Raw genomic sequence first — 17817 nt, 5'->3', positions numbered from 1 at the left:
ATGATAAGCAAAGAAGGCTCGTTCAAGAGATTATGTTCAAGAATCTGACCGGTAAAACGGTGTTCATCATCGCAGTGTTGCTTGTGTTCTGCTACGGCATCGTGGGGATTCCGCACGGTGGGTTGAAGCAGTCAATCGCGAACCGGATCAACCTCGGGCTTGACTTGCGGGGCGGGATTCACCTTGTGCTTGGGGTGCATGTGGCCGAGGCGATCGGGTCGGCGACGGACCGGGACGTGGCGCGGATTGAAGCGGCGCTACAGGCTGCAGGCGTGACGGGGGCGACGGTCGGGAAGACCGATGCGGCACATCCGGAGACGATCTCGGTGACGGGCGTGCCGGTGGCGAAGACGTCGGACGTACGTAGCCTGCTGCAGGGGACGGACTACCAGATTTATGACGTGAGCAGCGCGAATGGCGGGTTCACGCTGACGATGAAGCACTCGGCGATCACGGACCTCGAGACGCGGACGCTGGATACGTCGATCGAGACGATTCGCGAGCGCATCGACAAGCTGGGTGTGAGCGAGCCGGTGATCCAGAAGTATGGGCTGGGCGAGAACGAGATCCTGGTGGAGCTGCCGGGTGTGGATGATCCGGCGCGCGTGGAAGACATTATCCAGTCGACGGCGAAGCTTGAGATTCACGAGGTGGTGGGCGGGCCGTATGAGAACGACCAGGCGGGGTTGACGGCGAATTCGGGTGTGATTCCTCCGGATTCGGTGCTGATGCATGGGACGGGTTCGGCTGGGGCGCCTGACCAGGTCTTCCTGCTGAAGCGGGCGAGCGAAGTCGAAGGTACGGACTTCCGGGATGCGCAGCCCTCGCAGGATGTGAACGGGCGGCCGAACATCACGTTTACTCTGACGACCGAGGCGGGTGACCGCTTCTACAAGTACACGAGCGCGCATAGCCGTACGAGCGACAAGCCGGGGTCGATGGCGATTGTGCTCGATAACAAGGTGCGCGAGGTGGCTGGAATCAACTCGGCGATTCGCGACCGGGGCGAGATTGAAGGCGGATTTACGAAGGATCAGGCGAACGATCTTTCGTTGATGCTGCGGACGGGCGCGCTTCCGGCGACGATCTCGTATCTGGAGACGCGGACGGTTGGGCCAAGCCTTGGTGCGGCTTCGATCCGGCAGGGTGTTGAGGCGGCGGTGGCGGGCATGCTGGCCGTCATGGTGTTCATGCTCATCTATTACAAGGGCGCGGGGATCAACGCGGATCTGGCGCTGGCGCTGAACCTGCTGATCCTGCTTGGGTTCATGGGCTTCTCGCATGCGACGCTGACGCTGCCGGGAATTGCCGGGGTGATCCTGACGATCGGTATGGGCGTGGATTCAAACGTGCTGATCTTCGAGCGTATTCGTGAGGAACTGAGGGCAGGCAAGACGGCTGCGGCCGCGGTGAAGGAAGGGTTCGCGCATGCGTGGACGACCATCGTCGATACGCACGTGACGACGATCGTTTCGGCGGCCATTCTGTTCCTGTTCGGTACGGGACCGGTGAAGGGCTTTGCGGTGACGCTGACGTTTGGTCTGCTTGCGAATCTATTCACGGCGGTGTTTGTGTCACGGCTGATCTTCGACGCGCACCTGCAGGGCAAGGGCCGCACGGCTGAGCTTTCTATCTAGGGATTGGGTAATGGGCGGGCGCGCTGCGCTGCCGAAGAGGATACGACGTGGAACTGTTTCGGAGTACGACGATCGACTGGCTGTCGCGGAAGTGGTACTTCCTCGGCTTTTCTTTGATTTTTTCGGTTGCAGGCATTCTGTCGATGCTGTTCTGGCACCATGTTCCGCTTGGCGTAGATTTCCGCGGCGGCACGCAGGTGACGGTGCGGTTCGATACGACTCCGAATGAGGACCATATCCGGTCGGCGGTGGCGCAGGCAGGGATGAAGGACTTCAAGATCCAGCGGATCTCGGACCCGAGCGGGAACTCGGCCAACGAGGTGGTGATCTCGCTGCCGGAATCGAAGAGCGAAGGGACCGAGGACCAGGGACGGGCCGCGATCGATAGCGCGCTGCACACGAACTACAAGGATTCGGGCTTCGCGGTACAGAAAGTCGATATCGTCGGGCCCACGGCTGGCAAGCAGCTGCAGAAGCAGGCCTGGCTGGCGACGGCTTATTCGCTCATCGGGATGTTGATCTATCTCTGGTTCCGATTTGAGCTGATCTATGGCGTTGCGGCCGTTGTTGCGGTGTTCCATGACACGCTGATCACGGTGGGTGCGTTCTCGCTGACGAACAAGGAGATCGACCTTACTGTTATTGCGGCCATCTTGACGCTTATCGGGTACTCGATGAACGATACGATCGTCGTGTTCGATCGTATTCGGGAGAACCTTGCGGTGAGCCGCAGGGAGACGCTGTCGGATGTGGTGAACCGGTCGATCAATCAGACGCTGAGCAGGACGGTGCTGACCTCGGGACTTACGTTTCTGACGGTGCTGAGCCTCTACCTGTTTGGCGGCGCGGTGCTGCATGGGTTCTCGTTCGCGCTTGTGGTGGGCATCCTGATCGGAACGTATTCGTCGATTGCGGTGGCGGCTCCGATGCTTGTGGCGTACCAGGACTGGCGTGCGTCGCGGGGCAAGGTGGCGACGCTTCCTGCGGGCCGGTCGCGGGCTTAGGCTGAGCTTTCGAGTTCCGCATAAGTGTCAGAACCCTTTACGAACAGGTGATTGACTTTCGGTGAAAGTAGGCAGGAATTCCGGGAACATTCTGAATCCTCCCGGTGTCTAAGCATTGGTAGCTCCTTCCTCACCCGTAAAGAGGTTGCCATGTTTGAAGATTCAATGATGGAATCCGGCGGAAAGCTGAAGACCAAGTCCAAGTACTGGATGATTGGAACCTTCGTGCTGAACGGCTCGATTCTAGGCATCATGATCCTGATTCCGCTGCTGTATCCGGAGGCCTTGCCGAAGACGGCGATGACCGCGATGCTGTCGGCGCCGCCTCCACCCCCGCCACCTCCACCGCCCCCACCTCCAGCGGTTAAGGTGCAGCCGATCAAGATGGTTTCCGAGATCGACCAGGGCCTGCATGCGCCGACGAAGATCCCGAAGGAAATCAAGATGCTGAAGGAAGACGCTGCTCCTCCTCCGCAGGTTGCTGGTGTCGCCGGTATGGCAGGCATGGGTGGCGCGGCGGGTGGTGCCCTGGGCGGCGTGATGGGCGGCATTGGTTCCGGCCCACCGGTTGTGGTGAAGGCTGCTCCGCCACCGAAACCGGCTGGTCCGCAGCGCGTTTCGAGCGGTACGATGCAGGGTCAGCTTATCTCGCGTCCTGATCCGGTGTATCCGCCGATTGCCAAGGCTGCGCACGTTTCCGGTGCAGTGGTTCTCCGCGCGATCATCTCGAAGACGGGCACGATTGAGAACCTGCAGGTTGTGAGCGGCCCCCAGATGTTGCAGGGTGCAGCAATCGACGCTGTGAAGCGGTGGCGGTACAAGCCGTATCTTCTCAACGGGGATCCGACCGAGGTTGATACGACGGTGACCGTGAACTTTACCTTCGGTGGTGGCTAAAACGCCGCTGCAACGTCTTTCGTTCAGGAAGGTCTGGACGAGTTCCAGGGGACTCCGCTTCCCTTACAACCGACTTTTTGCCTAAATCGACTTTTTAGTCCGGAGGAAAGATTTCAGTGATTCTCGCTCATCTCACCACCCAACTCGCTCATGTCCCCGCATCACTCGCCATGTTCTTCCAGGAAGCACCTGCGGTTGGTTTCAGCCCGCTTCAGCTCTGGGGCAACATGGGTAACCTGGCTCGCGCCGTCGTTATCCTGCTGTTCATCATGTCGATCTGGTCGCTGGCCGTCATCATCGATCGCGCCCTGTACTTCCAGGCTGCCCGCAAGCAGTCGCGTGAGTTCGCTCCCAAGGTTGCGGGCGCGCTCAAGGATGGCCGCCTGGATGAGGCGATCAAGGTTGCCGATCGCAGCAAGAAGTCGCACCTCGCGGAAGTCGTCACCGCCGGTCTGCAGGAGTTCCGCAGCTTCGGTTCGGGTGGAAGCATCACCGAAGCGCAGGTTGAGAGCTCCAAGCGCGCCCTCGAGCGCTCGGAAGCAATCGTTCACGCGAAGCTGAAGCGCGGTCTTGGTGGTCTCGCCACGATCGGTTCGACGGCTCCGTTCATCGGTCTCTTCGGCACGGTGGTCGGTATTTTGAACGCCTTCCAGCAGATCGCCACGCAGAAGACCTCTGGTATCGGCGCGGTCGCCGGCGGTATCTCGGAAGCTCTGGTTACGACCGCCTTCGGTCTGCTCGTCGCGATCCCGGCCGTTATGACCTTCAACTACTTCACCGGTAAGGTCGAGTCGTTCGACGTCGAGATGGACAACAGCTCGAGCGAGCTTCTGGACTACTTCATCAAGCAGAGCCACCGCTAAGCTTTCGCCGGCGCGGCTGACGCCACGCCGATTGGAACGAGGCGCCTGCGAGAATCGAACCCTGGTGCCGGATGCCGCAAGCGAGCGGTGTCCGGCCCGGATCCAACCGATCCGGCCTGGAGAGAGAACGCAGGATTTTAGATTGATCGGCTGTCTTGCCGTAAGCGGAGCGATTCATGGGAATCAACAAGCGGGACGAAGGTAAGAAAGTCAACTCCAACATCAACGTGACGCCGATGGTGGACGTCATGCTGGTGCTCCTGATCATCTTCATGGTCATCACGCCCATGTTGAACAACAAGGTAAACGTCGATCTGCCGAAGGCTACGTCGGCCGAGGCGATGGAAGACGCCAACAAGGAAGATTCCGTGATCGTGGCTGTGACGCGCGATGGCCGGACGTTCCTGGGCGGCGACCAGGTGACGATGGACGATATCGGCACAAAGGTTTCAGCACTGCTCGAGAAGAAGACGAGCAAGAAGGTCTACCTGCGCGCAGACGTCCGGGCGAACTACGGCAAGGTGATGGACGCGGTTGATGGCGTTCGTGCGGCGGGTGTGAGCGAGCTTGGTCTCCTCACGGAACGTCGTGATCCGGATGAGCCTGCAGCGAAGAAGCAGTAGGGAATTTTAGATAAGCGGTACGGCTTGCCCCGAGGGGATAGCCGGGTGTGAGGAGACTGATATGGGAATGGGTGGTGGAGGTACAGGCGGCGCGGTTTCGGAGATCAACGTTACCCCGCTCATCGACGTGTTGCTGGTGCTGCTGATCATCTTCATGGTCATCGTGCCGGTTACTCCGCATGGTCTGGATGCGCTGGTTCCCCAGCCGCCCAAGAACAAGCAGCAGGATGATAACAATACCCGCACGATTGTTGTTCAGGTTCAATCGAACGGCGCGGGTGAGCCGGCGTACAAGATCAACGAGACTGCGTTCAACAAGTCCGCGATCGAGTCACAGCTTGCAACCATCTTCGCCGCGCGGCAGGAGAAGGTCATGTTCGTGAAGGGTGACAAGGACCTGGACTTCAGCAAGATCGCTGAGGTGATCGACTTCGGGCATCAGGCTGGCGTGGATAACATCGGTCTGATTACGCCTCGGGTTGAAGCGGGTCAGTAAGGTACCTAAGTTGAAGTTGAGAGTGGCTGGAGGGCTTCATGCTCTCCAGCCACTCTCATTTGTGGACAGCTCGCCACGCCGCCTTCACCCTTAGTTTGCTTCTTCTGGCGTTTCAGAGACGTTTTGGCCCTGTTCCACACCGATGTAGCCTTTCCAGACTGGCTTCGGACGCTGGCCCTTCTGGTGCAGGACGAGGAAGTTTGGGCCGAGCCGAATCCAGAACTGATTGGTGAGGTCGATGAAGAGGCCGACGATAAACTCCGCGGCGCGAGCCTGATCTGGAGGGAAGTGACTTTCGAACTCATGCGTGAGTCTCGCGCGGCGTGTGAGAGCCGTGGGATGGCTATCCGAGGGCTTTGGTCCTGAAAGAGCGGCCGCTTCGAGATTGCCCAGGTTCCAGGGCTCTCCGGTCGCAAGCTCGTGGCGGGTCATCTCAAGAAGCGCCAAACCCATGAAGAAAAGAGCAGCCCCGCCCAGCCGGGTTTCGGGCGAGGTGCCTTCCATGTTCAGGACGGCGTTGGTGAGTCGCCAGCCTACGATATCCGCGCCGAGTTCAGCCAGCCAAGGGGCCTGCTGGCTCTGTTGTGCCTTGAGGTCGCCGCGAATGATATGTCCGTATTCGTGCGCGACGACGAAGAGCGCGGCCTGATTGCGAAGGGCTTCGGCGAAGGAGAAGATGCGCTCTTCGAATGGCCTGAGCGCGACGGGCCCTGTGCCGTGGACAACGAACATCTGGAGCAGGTCGGAGAGGTCCCGGAGGGGGCGCTCGTCCCCGAACCGAATACAATCGGTGGTCCGGACGCTCTCATCCCCGACGGCGAACCGCCTGGCCAACCAGCCGAGGGCCTTGAAGTCGATGGCACTGGCGTAAACATTGCTGAGGAAATAGATGAAGTCGAAGAAGGTGGGATCGAGGAGGATCCAGTAGAGCGGGTCGGCGGGGTTTTCACCAGGCGGGAGGAGAGCGCGACCGTTCAGTTCGCCGGTCGGCAGGGTGTCGAGGGTGACCCTGTGCTCGAGGTAGCTGAAGTTCTCAACGAACTCCGGAAGCCCTGTCCCGATGAGCCTCTGAAGACGCTCGCGCTGCCTGTTCAGGATCAAAAGATGCTGCGGGTGGCTAAGGGGAGAACCGCGTTCGGGCCGAGGGAGGTTTTGATGCATCCTGTCGAGTTGCGCGACAGCGGCGCGAACGTCGGTGAGCATGGGCTGGGCTGCCGCGGGATCGATGCCCTTGCGCGAGTAGGTCTCGTACACGTAGGTCTCAAGTTCGCCACCGGGTCGAACGGCGGCTGTTGCACCAGCGTCACGTTCGCGTACGGCGTCGGGGGAATAATCAGGCGGGGTAAGGCCAAGCCTGCTGTAGCCGATGCGTTGGATCTTTTCGAGTTTCTGAGCGTTACGCTGAGTCCTGGCCGCATCCATGGGATGCTCCGCCTTTCGCTTACTCTGCTTTCGGTTTGGCTCCGTGCCCAGCGCAGAGGCTGCTGACGCCGGCGCGGGCGATCATGACGGCGATGGCGCCGAAGACAAGTGCGCTGACGGGAATGGCGGCTGCCGGCGTGAGGGCAAGCGTCAACATGGAGCCGCCGACTACCTTGGCGATAGAGCCGATATCGTCCGATACGGAACGCAAGGCGGGACACAGGGTGTCGAGAACTGTCTTCTCCTTGAGAAGCGACTCAGCCGTGGCCCGGGCTTCCTTGGATTCGTCGTCGACTACCGGAGGACCGCCGAAGTCCTGTGCCCTGCGAGAGGACACCATCATGTCTTCATACTCGATGCGGTCGGCGGCAGCGACGACGTTGTTTAGGAATTCCCTTCTTTCCTGCTCCTGCATCCTCACTCCTCCATGCTTTCCGGCTGGCGGCGAGACCTGAGAGAGTCTCGCATCGCCAAGCGACCAGCATAGCCTAGGCTGTTGGAGATGATCCGGAAACAGGGTGAAATAATTTGCTTGCTTGCGAGAAGCCCCAGCGGTCTAGCGGTCTAGCGGGCTAGCGGTCTTCGCGTTCGCGGGCTTTGACGCCCTTGTCGACGCGGACCTTGTTGGCGATGGCTCCGCCGCCTGCTCCTACGCCGGCTCCGATGAGTGCTCCTTTGCCGCCGCCCAGAAGTCCGCCTGCTACGGCTCCGCCGGCGGCTGAGCCACCGACGATCTTGGCACCGGTGTGGTGGCGGTGATCGTGCCTGGTTTGAGAAGCTTTGGCGCGATCATGGCGGCGCTGGGAGTAGGTCTGAGCCACTCCGGTGAGGGGTAACGAGAGAAAGCTGACCATTGCCAAGACTGCAACTGATTTCATCATTATCATTTCGTTCCTCCGTGTATTTCCTACACTGCGAAGATTGGATGCGCGGGAGGTTGGGCAGGTAAGGACAATTCTGTCAGCAACTTGCGATCGATTGAGGGATCAGCGATGGCGGAGGCGCAGGGTCTGCCAGCTTCCGTCGGTAATCCATCCACCGTCTACGGCCAGCGATTGTCCGTTGATGAAGCCGCTCTTGGCCGGGTCGGCGAGGAAGAGGATGGCGTTGGCGATGTCGTCGGGGGAGGCGAAGCGGCCCATGGGGTTGCGGTCTTCGATGTCCTGGTCGTTGTAGCCGGAGGTGGCCTGGTCGGCTACGTCCATCTCGGTTTTGACCCAGCCGGGGCAGACGGCGTTGGCGCGGACGCCGCGTCCACCCCACTCGGCGGCGAGGGTGCGGGTGAGACCGATGAGGCCGTGCTTGCTGGCGTTGTATGCGGAGCGGTCTCCAATGCCGACGAGGCCGGCGATGGAGGCTACGTTGACGATCGAGCCCTCGCCCTGCTCGAGCATCATGACGCCGAAGTCGCGGGCAAGCAGGAACGGGGCGAGGAGGTTGACATCGAGGACGCGGCGGAAGGCGGCTCCGGTTACGGTCTCGGCGGGAGCGATGAAGCTGATGCCGGCGTTGTTGACGAGGACGTCGGCTCGGCCGTAGCGGGACTTTACTTCGGAGACGAAGGTGGAGACGCAGGACTCGTCGGAGATGTCGCCGGTAAAGTCGAAGGCTTCGACATTGTGTTGGGCGATGGAGTGGAGGGTCTCGCTGGACGACTGGAGATCGATGAGGGCGAGGCCGTAGCCGTTGGCGGCGAAGAGTTCGGCGGTGCGGCGGCCTATGCCCTGGGCTGCTCCTGTGATGACTGCGATGCGCATGCTTTCAAGGGTAACGGACTTGGCCCTCGCAAGGGCGTCAGCCGAAGTGCAGGATGTGGGCGTAGAGGAGGGCGATGAGCCCGGTGGCGACGGCGAGGATGATGCTGTGCTTGAGGGTGAAGCGGAAGAGCCTGACCTGCTCGAGGGCGGTGAGGCCGGTGGCTGCGGCGGCGACGGCGATGGTCTGGAGGCTGATCATTTTGCCCATGACGCCCCCGGCGGAGTTGGCGGCGGCCATGAGGATGGGGTCGAAGTGGAGGCGCTCGGCGGAGACGACCTGGAGGTTGCCGAAGAGGGCGTTGGCGGAGGTGTCGGAGCCGGTGAGGAAGACGCCGACCCAGCCGAGGAGAGCGCTGAAAAAGGGGAAGAGGGCTCCGGTGGCGGCGAAGCCGAGGCCGAGGGTCACGGTGGCTCCGCAGTAGTTCATCAGGAAGGCGATGGCGATGACGGAGGTGACGGTGACGGTCGGGAGCATGAGCTGCCGGGTGACGGCTAGGAGGATCCTGGCGAAGCGGATGGGGCTGAGGCGGAGGAAGGCGGCGGCGAGGAGCGCGGCCACCATGCAGGAGGTTCCGGCGGCGGAGAGCCAGTTGACGGTGTAGAGCGCGTGATAGGGCGAGGGCGACGCGACGATTGGGGGCATGCGCTGGACCACGTCGTGGAGGAACGGCCACTTGATGAGGAAGGTAACGGCGTTGAGCTTGCGCTGGAAGGGGGCGTAGCCCCAGAGGAGCACGCAGGCCACGAGGAAGGCGTAGGGAGCCCAGGCTTTGAAGACCTTGCCAACGGAGTTCTCGGGGACTGTCTTTTCTTCAAGGGAAAGTTCTCCGTCGTGGTCGCCGGCTTCGGCTCCCATGCGGGCGAAGTTCTTCAGCGTTGCTGTTGAGACACCGCCTGAAGCTTCGCCCGGTTTCTGGGCTCGCCAGAACCGGAGGAGGAGGACGAGGGAGGCCATGGCGGCGATGGCGGCGAGGATGTCGGTGAGTTGGGGGCCGAGGTAGGTGGAGACGACGAACTGCATGCCGCCGAAGACGCCTCCGGCGACGATCAACGGAAGCCAGATGCCGCTCAGTGCGCCTACTCCCCCGACGGCGACGACGAGATAGATCGGAAGGATGAGGGCGATCGGGGTGACGAGAGCGCCTACGGCGGCGCTGAGTTTGGCGAGGGACAGGCCGGTAGTTCCGGCAAGGGTGACGATGGGGATGCCGATGGAGCCGAAGGCGACCGGCGCGGTGTTGGCGAGGAGGCAGAGGGCGGCCGCGCTGTAGGGGGAGAAGCCGAGGCCGATGAGCATCGAGGAGGCGATGGCGACGGGGGCGCCGAAGCCTGCCGCGCCTTCGAGGAAGCCTTCGAAGGCAAAGGCGATGAGGAGGGCCTGAAGACGCGGGTCGGGAGTGAGACGGCCGAGGGAGTCCTTGATGATTTCGAACTGGCCGGTCTCGACAGTGACGCGGAAGAGACAGAGGGCGGAAAAGACAATCCACGAGATGGGGAAGAGACCGAAGGCGGCTCCGTTGGCGGCCGCGCTGACGGCGGTGACGACGGGCATGTGGTAGGCCAGCACCGCGAGGCAGAGGGTGACGGCGAGGCCGGAGAGGCCAGCGATCCAGGCGGGGCGGCGAAGGACTCCGAGCAGGAGCAGGAGCGTGAAGATGGGTGTTGCTGCGAGGAGGACGGAGAAGGCGAGGCCGTGGCCGAAGAGAAGATACGTTTGAGACCAGGTCAAGACGAGAATCCTCCGTGCGCTTTCGATACTACGTTCTACCTCATCGGGGTGAAGGGATTTGGAAGCAAGTGTTGATGTTCAGAGGATGCGGGCGTGCTCCCGCTCGTTGACGAGGCTCTCGGCGGCCACCTATGATTCGCTTGCATCGTAGGCGAATGGTCGTACCATCGTCAAAAGCCTGGATGCAGTGGAGATCCATTGACGCAGAGCCGGCGGACGTTTGTGAAGCAGGTGGGCGGTGTGGCGGCGATGTCGGTCCTGGGTGCGTTGTGGATGACCCTCGACGCGGAAGGCGCGCAAGCCAGGGTTGGTCCTACCGTTGGGAATCCTGGATGGTATGACCGGCCGATGCGGTGGGCGCAACTAGCGTTTGTCGAGGATGATCCGGGCAACTACGACCAGGGGTTCTGGCTGGACTACTTCAAGAGGATTCATGCAGACGCGGCGTGCCTGAGCGCGGGTGGTGTGGTGGCGTTCTACCCGACGAAGGTCCCGTTGCATTACCGGAGCAAATGGCTCGGGTCGATGGATACGTTTGGGGATCTTGTCGCAGGGTGCCGGAAGCTGGGGATGAATGTGGTTGCGCGGACAGACTCGCATGCGTGCCACCAGGATGCGTATGAGCAGCACCCGGAGTGGATCGCGGTGGATGCGCAGGGGAAGAAAAGGCGGCATCCTTCAGACCCCAGCCTTTGGTTGACGTGCGCGTTGGGGCCTTACAACTTCGAGTTCATGACGTCGGTTCACCAGGAGATCATGCGGCTTTATATGCCGGATGGGATCTTTACCAACCGGTGGTCGGGCAATGGGATGTGCTTCTGCGAGCACTGCCAGGTGAGCTTCAAGGCCTACTCGGGTCTGGAGTTGCCGCGGACGCTCGATCCGCAGGATGCGGCGCGGCATGCTTACATCCTTTGGAACCAGAAGACGCTGTTTGAGCTTTGGCGGTTGTGGAATACGAAGATTCGGGAGATCAATCCGAACGCGAGTTATATCGCCAATGCGGGTGGCGGGGCTTTGAGCGAGCTGGACATGGTGACGATCGGGGAGCTTGCGCCGACGCTGTTTGCGGATCGGCAGGGACGGAGCGGAACGACGCCTCCGTGGACGAATGGGAAGAATGGCAAGGAATATCGCGCGACGATGGGGTCGAAGGCGATCGGCGGGATCTTCAGCGTGGGGGTGGAGGAACGGTACCGCTGGAAGGACTCGGTGCAGAGTGGGGACGAGATACGGCTTTGGGTGGCGGATGGGATTGCGAACGATCTGAGGCCGTGGTTTACGAAGTTCAATGCGAAGGTGATCGATAAGCGCTGGCTGCCGGTGGTGGAGGAGATCTACCAGTGGCACTATGCGAACGAAGGGTATCTGCGGAATGAGCGGTCGCTGGCGCGTGTGGGCATGGTGTACTCGCAGCAGACGGCGGAGTTCTACGGCGGCGTGAACGCGCGGACGAAGGTGGAGGATGCGGCGCTAGGCTTCTACCAGGCGATGATCGAGGCGCGGATTCCGTTCGAGATGGTGCATGACGGGCTGCTCGATGAGGAGCACCTGAGGCAGCTTCGGACGCTGATCCTGCCGAATATCGCTGCACTTTCGACGAAGCAGTGTGGGCAGATCGAGGCGTTCGTTGCGCGGGGTGGGGGCGTGGTGGCTACGTTCGAGACGTCGCTGTATGACGAGGCGGGCGTGAGACGGAAGGAGTTTGGGCTGGCATCGTTGTTTGGGGCTTCGTTCGCGGGGAAGGTGGATGGGCCGATGCTGAACTCTTACCTTGCGTTCGACCATTCCGCTGGAGGGGATACCACGGCTTTGCTGGCGGGCTTGGATGGGGTGCCTCGGATCATCAATGCGGCGAACCAGGTTTCTGTGAAGACGACGGGGGATACGAAGGCGGTTGTCAGTATCGTTCCGAGTTATCCGGATCTTCCGATGGAGGAGGTGTTTCAGCGGTCTCAGCAGACGGGTGGGCCCGGGGTTTTCCTGAACAAGCATGGTGCGGGGAGAGTGGTTTATTTTCCGGGAGATATCGACCGGACGTTCTGGGAGGTGCTGAATGTCGACCAGGGGAGGCTGCTGGCGAACGCTGTGCGGTGGGCTACGGCTGAGGATGCTCCGGTGGAAGTGACGGGGCAGGGCGTGCTGGATCTCGCGGTGTGGAAGCAGAAGGGGTCGATGACGGTTCACCTGGTGAACCTGACGAACCCGATGATGATGAAGGGGCCGGTGCGGGAGATCATCGCCATGCCCCCGCAGGTGGTGAGGCTGCGGGTGCCGAAGGGCGAGAAGGTGTCGCGGGTGCGGTTGCTTGTGGCGGGTGGGGATGGCGTCTATAAGAGAGAGGGTGACGTGATCGCGGTCGATGTGCCTTCGATCGGGGTGCATGAGGTTGTTGCCTTTGACCTTGCAACGTAGGCGATCGGTGGGGGTTTGAGTTGGATACAGTCGTTGCTTTTGGGAAGACCGGGTTGACGCTGCATCTGCCGGATGGGCCGCGTTACCAGGTGGTGCATGCGCATGCGGCGGGTGCGATGCAGGATGTGCGGCGGGCGCTGGATGCGGCTTTGGATGGGCCGATCGGGTGTGCGCCGTTAGAGGTGCTTGCGGCGGGGAAGAAGACGGCGGCTATCTCGGTGTGCGATATTACGCGCCCGGCTCCGAACCAGGTGACGCTGCCTCCGGTGCTGGAACGGCTGCATCGGGCTGGGTTGCGGGTGCAGAATATTACGATCTGCATTGCTACCGGGCTGCATCGGGAGGCTACGCGCGAAGAGCTGGATATCATTCTCGGGCCGGAGATCGCGGCGAAGTATCCGATTCTGAATCATGATGCGAAGAAGAAGGATGCGCATGGGTATGTCGGCGAGACGCGACGGGGGACGCCGGTGTATGTCGAGAGGCCGTTTCTGGATGCGGACCTGCACATCACGCTTGGGTTTATCGAGCAGCATTTGATGCTTGGGTTTTCGGGTGGGCGGAAGATGATTGCGCCGGGGCTGGCGGCGCAGGAGACGATCAAAGTGATTCATTCGCCGAAGTTCATGCGGGAGAGCCTGGCGGTGGAAGGGTCGATCGATGAGAATCCGCTGCATGCGGAGCTGCTCGAGATTGCGCGGATGGTGCGGCATGACTTCATGCTGGATGTAACGTTGACGAAGAGCCGGGGGATCTCGGGGATCTTTGCGGGGGATCCGGTGAAGGCGCATGCGGCGGGTGTGGAGTTTCTGCGTGGATCGTCGGTGGAGTATGTGCCGGAGTTTGTGGATGCGGCGATTACGAGCGCGGCGGGGAATCCGCTGGACCTGACGTGCTACCAGACGATCAAGGGCGTGACGGCGGTGCAGCATATCGTGAAGCCGGGTGGGAAGATTCTGGTGGTGAGCGAGTGCTCGGAGGGGATTGGGTCGGCTGAGTTTGCGGAGAAGCTCCGGAGTTATGAGGGGCCGCAGCGGTATCTCGATGAGATTGCGGATGCGCCGGTTGTGCCGGATCAATGGCAGTTGGAGAAGCTGGCGCTGGTTGAGTTGAAGCATCCGGTGCTGTTCTATGCTCCGGGGACGAGGCCGGAGGAGCTTGGGGCGCTGCGGAGCTTTAGGACTGTCGACGAGGCGATCGCGAGTCTGCTGGATGGGCTTCCGGCGGGCGGGCGGGTAGCGGTGATGTCGGATGGTCCCTATGCTTATGCACGGGTGCAGCCTATGGAGCTGGTGAGCGCCAGATGACAGGAGCTTCGGCCGATCGTCGTGGCGTTGCGAGAGGGATCTTTGCGGCTTCGCTTGCGGCTTGTGGTGTGGAGCAGGCGTTTGCTTCGAAGATGAGGGCTGGTCCTAGCGGGAAGCCGTATGCGTTTGCGCTGGAGGGGGATGGGGAGGTCGATCTCGCCGGGGTGGAGCGGGTGGTGGTGGTTGCTATGGGTAAGGGGGCTACGCCTATGCTGCAGTCGCTGCTCGACCGGGTGCGGCTGCCCGATGGGTGCGAGGTCTCCGGGATGCTGATTGCGCCGGAGAGGCCGGACGGGCTGCGGGATGGGATTGCTTATTTTGCGGGTGGGCATCCGATGCCGAATGAGGAGTCGTTTGCGGCTGCGAGGGCGGCGCTTGCGATGGTTCGTGAGGCTTCGGTTGCGGCGGAGAAGACGTTCTGCTTCTTCCTGATCAGCGGTGGGGCTTCGGCGATGATGGAGCTTCCGCTGGACGAGTCGATTTCGCTGGAGGAGACGGTTGGGTTTTATCGGGTGCTGGTGCATAGCGGGGCGCATATCGCCGAGATCAACTGCGTGCGGAAGCATTTTTCGGCAGTAAAAGGCGGGCGGCTTGGGATGGCCGCAGCGGGGATGCCGGGGGTGACGATGCTGGTGTCGGATGTACCGGAAGGGCAGCTCGACGCGCTTGCCTCGGGGCCGACGCTGCCGGATCGGTCGACGGTGGAGCAGTGTTGGGAGATACTCGGGCGCTATCAGTTGCTGGATAGGTTTCCGGCGGCGGTGCGGGGGTTCTTCGAGTCGGGGCAGATGATCGAGACGCCGAAGCCGGAGATGTTTTCGCCACGGGTGTTTACGCTTCTGTCGGCTGAGGATTTGGCCGTTGCTGCTCGGAGAGAAGCTGAGGCGTTAGGGTTTGCGACGGTGGTGGATAACACGTGCGATGACTGGGACTATCGGGATGCCGCGGATTACCTGCTTGGGCGACTGCAGGAGCTACGGGAGACGCTGGGGCGGGTTTGCCTGATCTCGACGGGTGAGGTGACGGTGAAGGTGACGCATACGGACGGCGAAACTGGGGGCAAGGGTGGAAGGAATCAGCACTTCGCTCTGTATGCGGCTACGAAGATTGCTGGATCTGAACGGCCGACCGTGGTGTTTTCGGCTGGGTCCGACGGGGTGGATGGGAACAGCGATCGTGCCGGTGCCGTGGTGGATGAGACTACGCTGCCTGGTCTTGAGAGCGAGGCGGAGGATGCCTTGCGGCGGTTCGATTCTTACGGGCTTTTGCATCGGTTGAATGCGACGGTGTATACGGGGCCTACGGGGAATAACTTGCGGGATTTGCGATTACTGATCGCGGAATAGTGGGAAACGATCAGCGGAGAATTCATGAGGCGAGGTTGCAGTGGGGGAACCATCGGATGTAAGGTAGATCGCAGGATGAGTCTCTTTTTTAGCCCGTCGTTTACGTTCCGCTACTGGCGTACGGTAGCGGCTTCGGCGGTGTAGGTTCATCTGAAAGTTTCGTAACGCTTCAGACGATCGATATACCCACGAGCCGCAACCTGCATAAGGTGCGGCTTTTGTTTTGCGTGTGTTTGTTTTGCGGGCGAGGAGCTTGTGATGGCGACAGCGGTTGAGAATCCGGCGGTGCAGGTGGCGGGGCGGTTCGGCGCTTATGGCGGACGGTATGTTCCGGAGACGCTGATGGCGGCGCTGGAAGAGCTCGAGGCGGCGTATGCGGTCGCGCAGGATGATCCGGCGTTTCATGCGGAGCTTGATGGGCTGCTGCATCACTACTGTGGGCGCCCGACGCCGCTTTACTTTGCGAAGCGGATGTCCGAGCAGTTGGGTGGAGCGAAGATCTACCTGAAGCGCGAGGACCTACTGCACACTGGCGCGCACAAGATCAACAATGCGCTTGGGCAGGGTTTGCTGGCGCGGCGGATGGGTAAGCAGAGGATCATCGCCGAGACAGGCGCGGGGCAGCATGGGGTGGCTACGGCTACCGTTTGTGCGTTGTTAGGGCTTGAATGCGTTATCTACATGGGCGAGGAAGATATGCGGCGGCAGGAGCTGAATGTCTATCGCATGCGCCTGCTCGGGGCTGATGTGCGTGGGGTTGCGTCGGGGTCGGCTACGTTGAAGGACGCGATCAACGAGGCGATGCGGGACTGGGTCACGAACGTTCGCACGACTTACTACGTGCTTGGGAGCGCGCTTGGGGCGCATCCGTATCCGACGATGGTGCGGAACTTTCACCGGGTGATTTCGATCGAGGCACGGAAGCAGTTTCTGGAGGAGGTAGGGCGGCTTCCGGATGCGGTGGTTGCTTGCGTGGGTGGTGGATCGAATGCGATCGGGGCGTTCTATGAGTTCATTCCGGATGCTTCGGTGAAGTTAGTCGGCGTGGAGGCGGGTGGGCGTGGGACGGCGCTTGGGGAACATGCGGCGCGGTTTCAGAAGACGGGCGGCGGGCTGCCGGGAGTGCTGCAGGGGACCTACTCGTACGTGCTGCAGAACGACTATGGGCAGGTGGCTACGACGCACTCGGTGAGTGCTGGGCTGGACTATGCGAGCGTGGGGCCGGAGCATGCGATGCTGCATGACTCGGGGCGGGCGGAGTATGTGTCGTGCTCGGATGAGGAGGCGCTGAAGGCTACGGTGGCGTTGTCGCGGACGGAGGGAATCGTTCCGGCGCTGGAGTCGGCGCATGCGGTGGCTGAGGGGATGAGGATGGCGGCGCGGATGGGGAAGGATCAGATTTTGATGATCAACCTGAGCGGCCGTGGGGATAAGGATATGGGGATCATGGCGCGGGAATTGAATTTGCAGGGCGCCACGAAGGACTCGACGATCGCGGGGGGACTCTAGTGCCGATTGCATTCGAGACGAAGCCGGGGATTGTGGCTTATTTAACGGCGGGAGACCCGGACCTGGCGACGACGCGGGATATTGCGCTGGCGGCGATCGATAACGGCGCGGATGTGATCGAGTTGGGTGTTCCCTTCTCGGATCCTCTTGCCGATGGGCCGGTGATTCAGCGAGCGAGTGAGCGGGCCGTCGCTCGGGGGACGCGGTTGACGGATGTGCTGGGGATTGCGGCGGAGTTGCGGAAGGCTCGTCCGGCTTGTGGGTTGGTGCTGTTCTCGTATCTGAATCCCGTGGTGCGGATGGGGATGAAGGAGTTCTGCACCAAGGCTGCGGAGGTGGGCGCGGATGGGGTTCTGCTGACGGACATGATCGTGGAGGAGGCGGGCGAGTACCTGGCGGAGATGTCGGCGAATGAGTTGGCACCGGTGTTCCTGGCGGCTCCTACGAGTCCGGATGCGCGGCTGAAGGCGATCGGGGAGAACTCGAAGGGGTTTGTGTACGCGATCTCGCGGGTTGGGATTACGGGGACGCGGGATACGGTGGCTAGCGATGCTCCGGGACTCGTGGAGCGGCTGCGGAAGTTCACGACCCTGCCGATTGCGGTTGGGTTCGGGATCTCGAATGCCGCGCATGTGAAGGCTGTGGGCGAGTTCGCGGATGCGGCTGTGATCGGGAGCGCGCTGGTGGCGCTGATCGAGAAGACGGGGCCGACGGATGCGGCGACGGCGGTTGGGAGTTTCATTGCGGGATTGCGGGGGCGGTAGGATGAGTGGTTGGAGTTCCCTGTGTGCCATTAGCGCAGGAGTGCGGCG

General features: G+C 61.6%; 16 protein-coding genes. 11 read left to right on the top strand and 5 right to left on the bottom strand.

Annotated features, from left to right (window positions below; translation table 11 throughout):
- Window positions 1-32 precede the first annotated feature (32 nt).
- The 6 genes from secD to GRAN_RS07720 all read left to right on the top strand — a co-directional run bounded on the left by secD (window position 33) and on the right by GRAN_RS07720 (window position 5520).
- Window positions 33-1637: a protein translocase subunit SecD gene (gene secD / locus GRAN_RS07745; RefSeq protein WP_128912343.1), complete on the top strand. Its 1605-nt coding sequence runs from the start codon at window positions 33-35 to the stop codon at window positions 1635-1637.
- A gap of 47 nt (window positions 1638-1684) precedes the next feature.
- A complete protein-coding gene (gene secF, locus GRAN_RS07740; RefSeq protein ID WP_128912342.1) occupies window positions 1685-2641 on the top strand; it encodes a protein translocase subunit SecF in 957 nt (318 codons plus the stop codon).
- 150 nt (window positions 2642-2791) lie between these two features.
- Window positions 2792-3538, top strand: a complete 747-nt coding sequence (locus GRAN_RS07735; RefSeq protein ID WP_128912341.1) for an energy transducer TonB — start codon at window positions 2792-2794, stop codon at window positions 3536-3538.
- 116 nt (window positions 3539-3654) lie between these two features.
- A complete protein-coding gene (locus GRAN_RS07730) occupies window positions 3655-4401 on the top strand; it encodes a MotA/TolQ/ExbB proton channel family protein (RefSeq protein ID WP_128912340.1) in 747 nt (248 codons plus the stop codon).
- 176 nt (window positions 4402-4577) lie between these two features.
- Window positions 4578-5024, top strand: coding sequence for an ExbD/TolR family protein (locus GRAN_RS07725; RefSeq protein ID WP_128912339.1), 447 nt, complete (start codon window positions 4578-4580; stop codon window positions 5022-5024).
- Between the two features lie 61 nt (window positions 5025-5085).
- Window positions 5086-5520 (top strand): ExbD/TolR family protein, encoded by a 435-nt coding sequence (locus GRAN_RS07720; protein ID WP_128912338.1) that lies wholly within the window; start codon window positions 5086-5088, stop codon window positions 5518-5520.
- A gap of 90 nt (window positions 5521-5610) precedes the next feature.
- Here the strand turns inward: GRAN_RS07720 and GRAN_RS07715 are convergent, their stop codons facing one another.
- The 5 genes from GRAN_RS07715 to GRAN_RS07695 form a co-directional block, all read right to left on the bottom strand.
- Window positions 5611-6942, bottom strand: a complete 1332-nt coding sequence (locus GRAN_RS07715; RefSeq protein WP_128912337.1) for a hypothetical protein — start codon at window positions 6940-6942, stop codon at window positions 5611-5613.
- 19 nt (window positions 6943-6961) lie between these two features.
- Window positions 6962-7357 (bottom strand): hypothetical protein, encoded by a 396-nt coding sequence (locus tag GRAN_RS07710; RefSeq protein ID WP_128912336.1) that lies wholly within the window; start codon window positions 7355-7357, stop codon window positions 6962-6964.
- Between the two features lie 157 nt (window positions 7358-7514).
- Window positions 7515-7823, bottom strand: a complete 309-nt coding sequence (locus GRAN_RS07705) for a hypothetical protein (protein WP_241654399.1) — start codon at window positions 7821-7823, stop codon at window positions 7515-7517.
- A 105-nt stretch (window positions 7824-7928) separates the two neighbouring features.
- Window positions 7929-8699, bottom strand: a complete 771-nt coding sequence (locus GRAN_RS07700) for an SDR family NAD(P)-dependent oxidoreductase (RefSeq protein ID WP_128912334.1) — start codon at window positions 8697-8699, stop codon at window positions 7929-7931.
- Window positions 8700-8736: 37 nt separating this feature from the next.
- Window positions 8737-10428: an L-lactate permease gene (locus GRAN_RS07695; RefSeq protein WP_128912333.1), complete on the bottom strand. Its 1692-nt coding sequence runs from the start codon at window positions 10426-10428 to the stop codon at window positions 8737-8739.
- A gap of 198 nt (window positions 10429-10626) precedes the next feature.
- Between GRAN_RS07695 and GRAN_RS07690 the strand changes: the two genes are divergently transcribed.
- From GRAN_RS07690 to trpA, 5 genes are all read left to right on the top strand, one after another.
- Complete coding sequence (locus GRAN_RS07690) at window positions 10627-12843, top strand: alpha-amylase family protein (RefSeq protein WP_241654398.1); 2217 nt, start codon at window positions 10627-10629, stop codon at window positions 12841-12843.
- A gap of 20 nt (window positions 12844-12863) precedes the next feature.
- Window positions 12864-14150 carry a lactate racemase domain-containing protein gene (locus tag GRAN_RS07685; RefSeq protein ID WP_128912332.1) on the top strand — a complete coding sequence of 429 codons (1287 nt, stop codon included), beginning with the start codon at window positions 12864-12866 and terminating at the stop codon, window positions 14148-14150.
- Complete coding sequence (locus GRAN_RS07680; RefSeq protein WP_128912331.1) at window positions 14147-15496, top strand: glycerate kinase type-2 family protein; 1350 nt, start codon at window positions 14147-14149, stop codon at window positions 15494-15496. The genes GRAN_RS07685 and GRAN_RS07680 overlap by 4 nt, the downstream gene beginning before the upstream one ends.
- A 258-nt stretch (window positions 15497-15754) precedes the next feature.
- Window positions 15755-17005 (top strand): tryptophan synthase subunit beta, encoded by a 1251-nt coding sequence (gene trpB, locus GRAN_RS07675; RefSeq protein WP_128912330.1) that lies wholly within the window; start codon window positions 15755-15757, stop codon window positions 17003-17005.
- Window positions 17005-17769 (top strand): tryptophan synthase subunit alpha, encoded by a 765-nt coding sequence (gene trpA / locus GRAN_RS07670; protein ID WP_128912329.1) that lies wholly within the window; start codon window positions 17005-17007, stop codon window positions 17767-17769. The genes trpB and trpA overlap by 1 nt, the downstream gene beginning before the upstream one ends.
- Window positions 17770-17817 lie beyond the last annotated feature (48 nt).

Source organism: Granulicella sibirica (assembly GCF_004115155.1).
Taxonomy (GTDB): Bacteria; Acidobacteriota; Terriglobia; order Terriglobales; family Acidobacteriaceae; genus Edaphobacter; species Edaphobacter sibiricus.
The sequence above is the reverse complement of the archived record's forward strand: the minus strand, read 5'-3'. Positions and strand labels throughout refer to the sequence as shown.